The sequence below is a fragment of the Methylocaldum sp. MU1018 genome (assembly GCF_053646775.1).
In genome coordinates, this window is record NZ_CM132195.1 from 685,213 (window position 1) to 697,290 (window position 12,078).

General features: G+C 58.7%; 12 protein-coding genes. 5 read left to right on the top strand and 7 right to left on the bottom strand.

Annotation, left to right across the window (positions count from 1 at the left end; translation table 11 throughout):
• The 7 genes from ACWJKU_RS03225 to ACWJKU_RS03255 all read right to left on the bottom strand — a co-directional run bounded on the left by ACWJKU_RS03225 (window position 1) and on the right by ACWJKU_RS03255 (window position 7,744).
• The gene (locus ACWJKU_RS03225) at window positions 1-942 is read right to left on the bottom strand and encodes a phosphatidate cytidylyltransferase (RefSeq protein ID WP_454145703.1); all 942 of its coding nucleotides are present in this window, start codon (window positions 940-942) and stop codon (window positions 1-3) included.
• Window positions 939-1,547 carry a CDP-alcohol phosphatidyltransferase family protein gene (locus ACWJKU_RS03230; protein WP_454145705.1) on the bottom strand — a complete coding sequence of 203 codons (609 nt, stop codon included), beginning with the start codon at window positions 1,545-1,547 and terminating at the stop codon, window positions 939-941. The genes ACWJKU_RS03225 and ACWJKU_RS03230 overlap by 4 nt, the downstream gene beginning before the upstream one ends.
• A 568-nt stretch (window positions 1,548-2,115) precedes the next feature.
• On the bottom strand, window positions 2,116-5,475 hold the full coding sequence (locus tag ACWJKU_RS03235; RefSeq protein WP_454145707.1) for an NAD-glutamate dehydrogenase domain-containing protein: 3,360 nt from the start codon (window positions 5,473-5,475) through the stop codon (window positions 2,116-2,118).
• A gap of 57 nt (window positions 5,476-5,532) precedes the next feature.
• Window positions 5,533-5,964 (bottom strand): ATP-binding protein, encoded by a 432-nt coding sequence (locus ACWJKU_RS03240; protein ID WP_454145709.1) that lies wholly within the window; start codon window positions 5,962-5,964, stop codon window positions 5,533-5,535.
• A gap of 13 nt (window positions 5,965-5,977) precedes the next feature.
• On the bottom strand, window positions 5,978-6,313 hold the full coding sequence (locus tag ACWJKU_RS03245) for an STAS domain-containing protein (RefSeq protein WP_454145711.1): 336 nt from the start codon (window positions 6,311-6,313) through the stop codon (window positions 5,978-5,980).
• Window positions 6,314-6,623: 310 nt separating this feature from the next.
• Window positions 6,624-7,106 carry a TlpA family protein disulfide reductase gene (locus ACWJKU_RS03250; protein WP_454145713.1) on the bottom strand — a complete coding sequence of 161 codons (483 nt, stop codon included), beginning with the start codon at window positions 7,104-7,106 and terminating at the stop codon, window positions 6,624-6,626.
• A 248-nt stretch (window positions 7,107-7,354) separates the two neighbouring features.
• Window positions 7,355-7,744, bottom strand: a complete 390-nt coding sequence (locus tag ACWJKU_RS03255) for a response regulator (protein WP_454145715.1) — start codon at window positions 7,742-7,744, stop codon at window positions 7,355-7,357.
• A 264-nt stretch (window positions 7,745-8,008) separates the two neighbouring features.
• Here ACWJKU_RS03255 and ACWJKU_RS03260 point away from each other — a divergent pair, with 264 nt between their 5' ends.
• The 5 genes from ACWJKU_RS03260 (at window position 8,009) to ACWJKU_RS03280 (ending at window position 12,070) form a co-directional block, all read left to right on the top strand.
• Complete coding sequence (locus ACWJKU_RS03260) at window positions 8,009-9,163, top strand: NAD(P)/FAD-dependent oxidoreductase (RefSeq protein ID WP_454145717.1); 1,155 nt, start codon at window positions 8,009-8,011, stop codon at window positions 9,161-9,163.
• Window positions 9,164-9,349: 186 nt separating this feature from the next.
• Window positions 9,350-9,823 (top strand): SRPBCC family protein, encoded by a 474-nt coding sequence (locus ACWJKU_RS03265; RefSeq protein WP_454145719.1) that lies wholly within the window; start codon window positions 9,350-9,352, stop codon window positions 9,821-9,823.
• Between the two features lie 79 nt (window positions 9,824-9,902).
• Window positions 9,903-10,364 carry a PAS domain-containing protein gene (locus tag ACWJKU_RS03270; RefSeq protein ID WP_454145721.1) on the top strand — a complete coding sequence of 154 codons (462 nt, stop codon included), beginning with the start codon at window positions 9,903-9,905 and terminating at the stop codon, window positions 10,362-10,364.
• A gap of 160 nt (window positions 10,365-10,524) precedes the next feature.
• Window positions 10,525-10,977, top strand: a complete 453-nt coding sequence (locus tag ACWJKU_RS03275; protein ID WP_454145723.1) for a type II toxin-antitoxin system RatA family toxin — start codon at window positions 10,525-10,527, stop codon at window positions 10,975-10,977.
• A gap of 676 nt (window positions 10,978-11,653) precedes the next feature.
• Window positions 11,654-12,070, top strand: a complete 417-nt coding sequence (locus tag ACWJKU_RS03280) for a hypothetical protein (RefSeq protein WP_454145725.1) — start codon at window positions 11,654-11,656, stop codon at window positions 12,068-12,070.
• Window positions 12,071-12,078 lie beyond the last annotated feature (8 nt).

The window sequence follows — 12,078 nt, forward strand, 5'->3', positions numbered from 1 at the left end:
TCAGTAGTGCAGGTAACGGATGAAATGGAAGAACAGCGGCGCGGTGTAGGTGAGACTGTCCAGCCGATCGAGGATGCCGCCGTGACCGGGCAGCAAACTGCCGCTGTCCTTGACGCCGATGTCGCGCTTCAGCGCCGAGATGACCACGTCGCCGACGAAACCGCAAACCCCGATCAACAGCCCCGCCAGCAACGACTCCGCGGTCGTCAGCGGCGTCAGCCAGGGCGCGATCAGCCAGGCCAGCAGCGTCGTGGTCGCAACGCCTCCCAAAAAACCCGCCCAGGTCTTGTTGGGACTGACGTTCGGGACGATCCTGCGCCTGCCCAGGTTCTTTCCCCAGAGGTACTGAGCGACATCGTTGAGTTGCGTCAGCACCACCAGAAACAGCAGCACGGTCGCGCCGTTGTAATGCGCGCCCACCGGCTGCGGCAGCACCAGCGGATAGGCCATGTGCGACAGACAGAACACGGTGGTCATCAAGCCCCAACTGATGATGCCGGCCGATCGCAGAAACCCCTGAGTATCGCCGGCCAGCACCATGCGCAGCGGCAGGAACAAGAACATGTACACCGGAATGAAGATGATGAACATGCCGTACCAAGCCATGTGCACCCAGTAATACTGAACCGGAATGGCGAGATAGGCCCAGAACAGAACGCGATAATCGGCACGGCGCGTCGGGATCAGCGAGAGATACTCCTTGAAGGCGAGAAAGCTCACCAGCCCCAGCACCACCACCGCCGTCGACGGACTGGATACCACCACCACGCAGAACACGGCGACGATCAGCCACCAGGTACGCACACGCAGCCGCAGCTCGGTGTAATCCTTGTTGGGATACCGTTTCGGGAGCAGGACAGTGATTACCGAAGCAACGGCGAGCAGCAGAAAGATGCCGGCCAGCGCATACAGCAACACATCGGGCAGGTGCGTCAAATTCATGCTTGAACCTCCCCTAGGAGCGCGCGGGCGCGGTTCAACACCGTAGCCAGCGACAACAGGGCGACGACTGTCAGCACGACGTTGAGCCAGGATCCGGCAGGCCAGCCCAGGCCGATGACCAGCCCGCAGGTGCCGAACACGAACGCCCGGTCGCTCTTGCCCATGGGACCGTCGTAGCGGCGCGAGGCGCCGACCGTGACGCCGCACACGCCCACGAACTCGGTCAGCCAGGCCAGCAAGACCACCGCCACGACCAGCCAGGCATGGACGCCTGGCAAGATCGCGAAGGCCAGATACAGCGCGGCGTCGGAAACCAAATCGCCCGCTTCGTTGAGCAGCCCGCCCAGCGCGCTCTGCTGGCCGTACTGCCGCGCCAGCATGCCGTCGATGGCATTGAGCGCCATGCGCACGAACAAAAAGACCGGAAAGCTCAGCCACAATGCCGAGTTCTGCGGCGACCACGCCAGTGCCGCGCCCAGCGCGACCGAGAGCGCCGCCGCCGATAGCGTGACCTGGTTGGCCGTGACACCGATAGCCGCCAGCTTTCGGACGGTGCCGCTCAGGCTTTGCTGAAACAGGGGTTTGAGTTGGTAGATGCTGGGCATGATGTCGTCCTTATTCTTTTTTTGAAGCTTCGAAATTCATTTTTCTGGGCATAGCGGGTCCGCCTCTCGCAAGACGGTTCTCAAGCCGTCCAATGCACCTCGAATCAACGCCTATGAAATTTGGCATAGTTTGCCAGCAAAACGAATATCCCACCTATTGCGAAATATCACAGTCCATACGGTCTGATCGTTTTACGACCGGAGGGTCTGTGTGCCTAGGCCATACTCGAAGGAAAGATGTGGCTATTCATCACCCGCAACTTCACCGCTTTCGCAAGCAAACGGCCGTATTGCGGGAACTTGCGGAGAATTGGAATTCGAATGGCGGCATCTCATGAGCCGGTTGGAAGCGCGCGATGGCCGGGGTGGAGTTCGATTCAATTTCCTGGCCCAATCGCGGCTTTTTGAAGCCGCGTCGCCCGGTGTCGGCGTCGAATCGCCAAGGGGCGGCGATGCAGCCCTTTTCGGGTGTCGGAAGGCCGCGATTCTGGGTCTCCGGAAATGGGCCAACCGCTAGGGGTTTAGCCGGTTGATTTCGATCGTCGGTGCAGGTTCTCGTAGCGCGGGCTCAATCGCTCGGGTCGTGGCAGGCTTCCCGCAAGGCGTCCAATGCCGCAACCAGGGCGGTGAAGGGAATCAGGGACGCTTCCGTCGATTCACGAAGTTCCCGCTCGAATCGGCGCAGCTTTGCCAGGTATGGCTTAAACGCCTGTCCGTCGAAGAATGCGGCGGGATCATAGAATCCGGCACGCAGCATGGCGAGGCTGAAGCGGACCGATCCGGATCTCAGCCGTTCCAGCAATCCGATTTGCACCCGGCGTTCCCATCGATCCCGCGGTTTGATGTCCTCGATCCGGGGAATCAGTCGGCCGAGATTCAGATAATCGGCAACGGCGTCATTCAGCTCGGCGATCTTTGAAAGCGGCTCGCCGGTGCGGGCGGCTAGATCGGCCAAGGCCGGAAAGTCGTGCAGCCGTTCCATGAGCGCCATGAGGCGCGCTTCTTCCGCGGCGAAACCCAAGGCTTCCGAGTCGGCAATGCGCTGTTCGTAATCCGCAAGCTCGGCCGCGGCGAGGTTTTTCGCCAGATAATCGAGATGCTGTGCCAGGTCCGTGCGCCACAGGGTTATCGTCCCGGCATCCGGATACAGCGGCTTGCCCCGTTGCAGCACCCATCGGCAGAAAGAGTTCAGAAGGTTCTCCAGAAGCAGCAGAAGCTCCAGTTGCCGAGAAGCCGCGATGCGGCCGTCCAGGGCGCAGATTTTGTGGCGCAGCGCGTGTCCGCCGAGTACCCGATCGAACAGAAAATACGCTCTGACGACTTGATTCAGGAAAGGCGCTTCCAGTTCGTCGATCCATACCAGAAAACTCACCCCGGCTTGGTTGACGAGCGTATTGCAGACGACGGTGGCGGTAATCTCCTGGGCGAGCGAATGTTCTCCGAGCGCTTCGGCGAAATGCTCCCGTACCGTCGCCGGGAAATAGCCGGCCAGGCAATCGCCGGTCCAGGATGCGGACAGAAACTCGGGGTTATCGAAGAGCGCCTGCTTCAAGGCCAGTTTGGCGTAAGCCATCAGCACCGCCAGTTCCGGGCGCGTCAGCGTTTGTTGGGTGCGTGCGGCGATTTCCTGGCGGGACGGAAACGATTCGATCTCCGGGTCGAGCAATCCCGCATTGATCAGCCGGCCGGCGGCTTCGAGAAACGGTTCCTCATCCTGGAGGCAGCGTGTGTGGTCCAGAGACAGGCAGAGGCTTTGCCAATAATTGTTGGCCAGCACCGAACGGCAAACATCGTCCGTCATTTCGGCCAGCCACCGGTCGCGCTCCTCGCGGTCGGCGATCAATCCTTTGTGGCCCAGCAGGGCCATGAGGATTTTGAGATTGACCTCGTGATCGGATAAATCGACGCCGCCCGAGTTGTTGACCGCATCGGTATCGATGCGCCCTCCACCCAAGGCGTATTCGACGCGGGCGAGTTGGGTGAAGCCGAGATTGGCGCCTTCGCCTACCACTTTCGCTTTGATTCGGTTGGCGTCGACGCGGGTCGAGTCGTTGACTTTGTCGCCGACGTCCTCGTTGGTTTCCGAGCCGGCTTTGACGTAGGTTCCGATACCGCCGAACCAGAGCAGATCGACTGGGGCGGTCAGCAGTAGTCGGATCAGTTCTTCGCCGTCGACCGTGGCGTGGTGTACCCCGAGCCAGTCGCGGACGTCCGGCGCCAGCGCGATGTCTTTCGCATCGCGCCGGAATACGCCGCCGCCGGCCGAGATCAGGCTGCGATCGTAATCGTTCCAGGTGGAATAGGGCAGATCGAACAGGCGCTTTCGTTCCCGATAGGACAGTGCCGGGTCGGGATTCGGATCGAGGAAGATGTGATAGGCGCTGAAGGCGGCACGCAGGCGGATTTTGTCCGACAGCAGCATGCCGTTGCCGAACACGTCGCCGTCCATGCTGCCGATGCCGACCACCGTAAACGGCTGGGTGTCGATGTCCTGTCCCAGTTCGCGGAAGTGCCGCTTCACGCATTCCCAGGCGCCGCGGGCGGTGATGCCGAGCTTTTTATGGTGATAGCCGTGCGAGCCGCCGCTGGCGAAGGCGTCTCCGAGCCAGAATCCGTATTCCGCAGCGATGCCGTTGGCGCGGTCCGACAGCCGCGCCGTGCCCTTGTCCGCGGCGACCACCAGATAAGGATCGGCGTCGTCGTGGGTCACGACATCGGACGGGCCGGTCACGACGGCGCCTTGCACGTTGTCGGTCAGATCCAGCAGTCCCCGGATCAGCGTGGAATACGCTTCCTGAACCAGCCGGTCGCGCTCGGCCGCGTCCCGAGCGGCCTGCTTGATGACGAATCCGCCCTTGGCACCTTGCGGAACGATCAGGGTATTCTTGATCATTTGAGTCTGCATCAGGTCGAGAATTTCGCTGCGGAAATCGTCCGGGCGATCCGACCAGCGGATACCGCCGCGGGCCACTCTGGCACCGCGCAGATGGATGCCTTCCATCAGCGGCGAATGGACGTAAATCTCGAACAGCGGCCGCGGCGCCGGCATGTTGATGACCCCGAGGCTGCTGATTTTGAAGGCGATGAAATGATCGGGCTGATCCACCCGCCGGTAGAAGTTGGTCCGCAGCGTGGCATCGATCAGGTTGAACAGGTCGCGCAGGATGCGATCTTCGTTCGAATCGGCCACCGCATCCAGCGACGCGCCCAGCTCCATGCGTATCGGCAGTATGGCCTCGTCCTCGCGCCGGGCCAGGTCGAGCCAACGTTTCTCCGGCCTGAAACGGCTCTCGAAATAATGAAAAAGCAGCAGAGCCGTCCTGGGATTGTTGAGCAGCGCCTGATGAAAGCGGAAACGGCCGAAGCGGCTGCCGAGCTGGAAGTAATAGTTCCGGTAGGCCCGGAAGACGTCGATTTCCTTCCAGGAAAGGCCGGTCCGCAGCAGCAATCCGTTCAAGGCATCGTTTTCCGCCCGCCCCGTCAGCAACGCCATGAAAGCATCCAGCAGCGGCTCTTTGACCGGCATCAGGTCGTCGAGGCCGTCTGCGGCGGGTTTGACCGAGAAGCTGCGGATGAAGACGCGCTGCGTTCCGACCTCGATCCTGAATTGAACCTGATCGACCACCCGCAGGTCCAGGTCTTGGAGAATCGGGATGATTTCATCCAGATTCCGTTCGCGCAAGCCATAAAGCTGGAGCCGGTGATGCGCGTCGCCGAGTTGCCGGTCGGGTTCCCACAGATCGACGGCCTCCCGGCCGGTACGGACGACGTGCTCTACCTTGAACGTGTCCCGGGTCGCCAGTTGCGGCGGAACGAGCGCGCGGTATTCGGCGGAAAACGCCTGCTCGTAGGGGAACGAGGGAGCGGTTTGGTGAAATTCGCGGGCAGTCTGGTCGAGAAAGGTTCTGAAGCTGCGTTCCCAAGGCATCGTATTTTTCTCCTGCCGAATCGGGATGCCGACGGTCATTCGCGGCTGGAACGAAGTCTAAGTCAGCTTTTTGTACATCTCCAGTACGTTGCCGTTGTCCGCCTTGCGGTAGCTGACCCAATCCATGAACGTGCGCATGAAGAAAATGCCCCGGCCGCGCTCGCTCAGCGTGTCGAGATTGGGGACGGGCACCGTATTCAAGTCGAAACCCTGACCGTGGTCGTACACATAGATTCGGAGATCCTTGTCGCGGATGTACATGCAGACTCGCACGGTTTTGTTGGCGTCGCCCGGCGCCGCGTGCTGGATCGCGTTGACCATCGCTTCGGTCAGCACCAGGTTGAGGTGATAGGCCAGCGCATCGCGGTCGCCGGTATAGACATCCAATGTTTTGGCGACCTGTTCGGCGATATTGCCGATCAGACCCAGATACCGAGTTTGGTTAGGAACCACGATCTCGACGTTGATGATCTCGGTTTCGCCGTCCATCGAAGTCTCCTGGCTAGCCGCCGCCCGGGACATCCCGAAGATCGGGATAGATGTCGAATACCCGGTGCAAGCGAGTGAGTTCGAACATGGACTGCACGCGCGGCTGTAGCCCCGCCAGCACGAAGCTGCCGGAGCGCAAAGAGGCATTCTTGTAGCCGGACAGCAGAGCGCCCAGGCCCGAGCTGTCGATGAAGCGGACGCCCGACAAATCGACGACCAGCCGAGTGTGGCCGTCTTCCAGAAGCTTGAGGATGTAATCCTTCAGTTCGCCGGAGTTATGCGCGTCCAGGCGTTCCTCCTTCAGGCTGAGGATGGTTTTGCCGTTGCGGTCTTCGGTCGAGATATTCATCGTTTGGCTCCAGCATCCGCGATGGTTTTATGTAGGACAGGTCGTGTGAGGGATGATACGTGGAACCCGCCGACAAAAACATAGGCGGAAAGCTTTTTCGGTGCATTTCCGGTCGAGCCGCGTTTTGGGCGCCCGATTGTCCGGAAACCCGCGATCGTCGAAATTCGGATCGAAGCTGATTCGCGGCCGCTCGTGCATTTTTATCGGGCCGGAACAATCGGCGTAAAACGACTCGTTTACTTAGACGGCGGCAACCGATCAAAAATTCACGGCGCGCCGTTTCCGAGGAATAAGGCGGCCAATGCCGGCGTCAGGGACGGACGGCGGCGACCCAGGCGTCGATGTGTTCGGCCGTGATCGCGCCGCTGACGGGTAAACGGTTGTGACCGGCATCGTAAAAATAACTGCGGGGCAGTTCGCCGTACCAGGACGGGTCTACCTCGTAGCGCAGCCGCTGGGCGTCGGGTTCGCCGAAAATCCACGATTCGACCTGTTTCAGCTCGTGTTTTGCCAGCAACTCGCTTACTTCGCCGGCGAATTCGGCTTCGTCGGTGGAAACCATCACCAGATCCAGCTTGGGATGCTTTTTCATCGACGCCGCGAGGGCCGCCATGTCCTTCAGGCAACTGGCGCAGTCCAGGGACCAGAACATGAGAATGAACGGCTTTCCCTGTCGGGTTTTCAGAATGTCGTCGAGGCTGCCGGCCCTGAAGGGCTGCGTCTGATTCCCGGCGAGTAGCGGTGCCGAAAAGAGTGTCAGGATTAGGCAAAGCAGAGTGAATGGTTTCTTCATATCGGTATGTATGAGCGTCGGAAGGGATAGGAACGGAGGCGCCGGGCTCCGGGAGAAAGTGGGTTTTCGCGAACATCCGGGGCTTTTTTGTGCGCTGCTCAAACGGATCCGGCATCCAGCAGAAATCGAGCCAGACATGCTGAAGAGCCTGCGCGGCGCGCGATTGCGCGATCGTTTCTCTCCCGTGCCGTCTGCAAAACTGCGGCAAACGACGCGCGGCTGCGTGAAATCGCGCAGAATCGTTCCGGCTAGGCCAGCAGGGCGCCCAACTCTTCCGGGTCCACCGGCTTAACCAAATGGTGATCGAACCCGGCCGCCTTGGTGAGCGCCCGATCCTCTTGCTGACCGTAGCCGGTGATGGCGATGATCAGCGCATCGCATGTCTCCGGGCGCTCCCGCAGCCTGCGGGCTACTTCGTAGCCGTCCATGCCCGGAAGACCGATGTCCAGAAGAACGGCCTGCGGGTGAAAACCGGATGCCAGTTGGAGGGCGCTCGGCCCATCGAGCGCGGTTTTGATTTCGTGGCCTTCGAGCTCCAGCAGCAAGGCCAGGCTCTCGACGGCGTCGGTGTTGTCGTCGACCACTAGAATCCGCTTGGTTTTATCCTCTCCGGACGGTGTGATGCCTGTGTTGGTCATGGGGCAGTTCCTTTTAGTCGTTGCGGGACATGGCGGTAATGTTAGGACGAATTCGCTGCCTTGTCCGGAGATCGGATTCGGCGTCCGGATTCATTTGAACTGTCTCGTCGCGGGGACGGATCAGGGGGAATCTTTATAGGCACGGCAAGTCTTATGAGAAGCGGAAGTTTCCCTGACGAAACGGTCCGGGAACCGCGCTTCCGAGCGTCGGTCCGTCAGCGACGGGGAATTCATGGAACAAGAAGCCGCAAAAAGAGCATAACCATGTTTTTGCCATTTTATTTCCCCGCTAAAGAAGCGCTCAAGATAGTCATCGTCGGCGGCGGTTATGCCGGATTGTCGGCCTTGATTACGATCCGCGAGCACCGTCCCGATGCCGAAATCGTTGTGGTCGACCCTCGGTCTTATCATCTTAAGATCACCCATCTTCACGAAAGTTTTCGCCGCCCTCTGGCGGACTTCAAAGTGCCTTTCGCGCTGCTGGAGCAGCGATTCGATTTCCGACACGTCATGGCGGAACTCAAGTTCGACGACGCGGCGCTCAAACAGTGGCAGCGCGACCGGGTCGTTCAGTTCGGGCAGAACGAATTGGAATTCGACTATCTGCTGGTCGCCGCGGGAGCCGGTTTCAAGAATCTCGAAAAATCCAGCCATGCGATCGGTCTCGACGATTTCATCGAAAAATCGGGGCCGGAGCTTTTGCAAGAACGTCTGGCGGCGGCGGGTTCTTCCGCTCCGTGGATTACCGCGGTCGGGGGCGGTGCGACCGGCATCCAGTATTTGTTCGAAATCGCCCATTTCGTGCGGGAGCGCCGCATTCCCTGTCGGCTGCGCCTGGTGGACGCCGGGCACGAGGTACTGACGCAGTTCGATGCAAGACTGGGGCGGTATGCGCTGGCGCGCATGGCGGATCTGGGCATAGAGCATGTGCCCGGGCATTTTTTCCGCGCGCAGGAGGCAGACCGTATCGTACTCGAAGCGGCGGAGACGGGCGAATTGTCCGAGATCGATTCCCATCTGGTTTTGCTTTTCGTCGGCAAGAGCGCGGGCGTTCGGCTGCACGCCAATTTTTTCGGCCAGGTCGTCCTGGGCGGCGAGACCCTGGATCGGATTTTCACCGCAGGCGACTGCTCGTACTACCGGGCGTTGGGGTCGAACGCCATGACCGCCCAGTCCGCCGTGCGCAAGGGCAAACTGGTCGCGCGCAACATTCTCAGGCATTCGGGGCTGGTTAAATTGCTGGAGCCTTATCTGCACCGCGATCTGGGTTACGTGATCAGCCTGGGACCGCAGGATTGCGTGGGTTGGGTGGCTTTGGAACGTAACGTGGTGGGAGGATTTCCCGCAACGGTTGTGAAAGAACTCGTCGAGGCGCAATACGATTTATTGCTTGCGGGTATCGATACCTATGTGTTGTGACCGACCGGATTCATAAGAGTGCACCTCGAAAAACCGTGCATTTCGACCCGCGCGGTGCGAACGGTTCCCATCGGATCGATCGGTTCTTCGTGCCGAGCCTGTCGAAGCCTGAACGGGGTCGGTTTTTCGAGGTGCCCAAGAACCGGCGCAGCCGATGACGACGTCAGGAAATTCAGGAGGCGGAAGATGATGTTTGGCTCAAGCCAGCCTGTAAAAGCTAAAGCGACCACCGTGATCAACAAGCCCGTAGGCGAAGTGTTCCGTTTCATCGGCGATGAGTTTTTCGAAAATTACCCGAAGTGGTCACCCGAAGTCGTCGAATTGAAATCTTTGTCGGAAGGGCCGTTGCGCCTCGGCACTCTGGCGCGGCAGGTTCGGGTCGATCATGGACACCGGACCGAATCCACGTTCAGGGTGACCGACTACCAGCCGAACAAGCGGCTTTGCTTCAGCGGAGTATCCAGCCCTTACCGCTGCATCTATGATCTCGAGCAAAAGAGCGCGCCGTCGCCATCCACAGAGGTCGCATTTACGTTCGAGCTGTCGGAACTCGAGCTCTTCATGCGCCCGTTCGAGAAATTGATTCGCGTCGCCGTTCAGGACGGCGCCGAGCAGACGGTGCGGAATTTAAAAGGCGCGATCGAAGGCTATTCGCGATGACAAAGGGAACTTGGCTGATTTTCGATCGGCAATGTGCTCAAGGGAAAGAATCGATGTGAGGCATTAGGAGGAACCGGCTATGGCCTTCGTTGTGGAAAAAGATCCGGGACTGATCCCGCATGTGCTGTCGCAGATCCTCGATTCGTGCGTCAACGGCGTAACGCTGGTCGACCCGGATTTGGACGATATGCCCATCGTTTATGTCAACAAAGCCTTCGAAGAGATTACGGGATACGGTCAGGCGGAGGTGGTGGGGCGAAATTGCAGGTTCTTGCAAGGAACCGACAGAGATCAAGAGGCGCGTGTCCTGATCCGCCAGGCCATAGCGAATTTTCAACCGGTCGAAGTGACGCTCCGCAATTATCGAAAGAACGGCGAGCTCTTTTATAATCATCTCGCGCTCACGCCGCTCTTCGATCGGGACGGAAAGTTGATTTATTATTTGGGCATTCAGTACGACGTAACCAGCCAGGTGCGCGCTGAAGAAGAGATCAAGCGTCTGAGCGAAAGCTTGGAGCGCGTTTCGAAATTGACGAAATGAGGCGCCGCTGCCGCTGTCGCGCAAAGGATGCCGCGGCGCGGATCAGGGCGGTTTTTCAACGGTTTCCCCGGCAGTATCCGCGTTCGGTCGAAACGCCACGCTCATCGTTCGGCCGGGCGCCGTTCGTTTGAACAGATTAAGAATGATTTAAGGTTTTGATATGGCGGTTGTTTGTACGAGTGTTTGCGTCAATTACACGGCTAAAGAGATGTACGATCTGGTGAACGATGTTCAAGCCTATCCCAGCTACCTCCCTTTATGCAGCAATGTAAGACTGCTGTCGAAAACGTCTGATGCCCTCAGGGCTACCATTACGTTGTCCAAAGGCAAGATCAAGTTTTCCTTCACCACGGAAAACGCGATGGAAGACAGCAAACAGATCCGAATGAATCTGGTTGAAGGGCCGTTCAAGCATTTGCGGGGGCACTGGCGCTTCGAGCCGAGCACCACCGGCGGTTGCGAGGCGACGTTCCGTTTGGATTTCGAATTTGCCAATGCCCTGCTTGGAATGGCCTTCGGCAGTTTTTTCAAGGAAGTGGCCGAGTCTTTTGTCGATGCTTTCTGCAAGCAGGCCGCCAAGAAATATGGAGAGAGGCCGGCCAACACGGCCTGAGACGGCTCATGCCCCGGCATGATCGGGGCAGCACGCTTATTCCGAGGGCCGGAGCCGATCCGGCCCGCCTCGCCCAGGCCCGCATGAAAGCGGGCTCCCGTCCCGACATCTTCGAATCTCCGACCTTCGGACAAGCACGCGCGCTTGACCGGTATTTCCTCCCCCGAGTCTACGGGATATTTGCACTACAGCGCCCGACGAATGAATGCTTGGCGGCTTGAACGAAAGAACCGACGCCCGGCGTGCTACAAAAGGCAAGGCCTGATTTCAGGATATATTTTAAAAAAAGCTTGAATATATCGACTCGAAACTATACGATGATGTCACTGCCGTTGTGTCCCCCCTCCTGCAAGGCAGTAGCTAGATCCAAAACTTAACGAACTAGCGAAGGAAGACTTACAAGGTCGGCGCGGGTCTCCTCAGCCGACCTTTTTTTCATGGCTGCAAATTAATCGGGCGTTTTGTAAACCGACCGAAGTCGTGCGTTCCGGAGAAGGGGGCGACTAAAGCGGCGATTGGGTTAGTGCAGAGTCCGTCCTGGTTTTGTCCGGAGAAACGATCTTTTAACTAATCCTTTGGTTCTTCCGTCGCTGGGAGGGCCGCGGGATGCTTTATCATCTCAGCAAAACGAGTATCCGTTCATAGAGGGCAATCGGAAATGATCGATCGCGCTTCAGTGAAGCTGAATAATTTGCTGTTCCTGATAAAAGCCAAATTAGATGAACGAATGGTCCTGTTTGCGGTCGGCTCGGTCGTTATATGGCTATATGGCGACGTCGTTTTGGGTTGGATCGGAACTATATTGCACTATGTCATCGAAGTGCTGGAACTGGGCTTGGAGCACCTGATCCATTCCCTGTTCCACGTGTCTCGGCACACCGCACAAATCATGACTGCCTGGACCGGCCTTTTCATATTTCTGGTGCTCGGCTGGTTCGTTTTTCGCCTGGCCGCAAAGTCTCTTGGCAAACGGATCGCGTCATGGATGGACAATTTGAATAGATATCAACCGGCAGTGCCGGACCGGCGGAAACTGGCGATATATGCCAGCCTTTTGACCGCCGTATTTTTTGTGCTTTACCTTCAATTCTAATCCGGCGA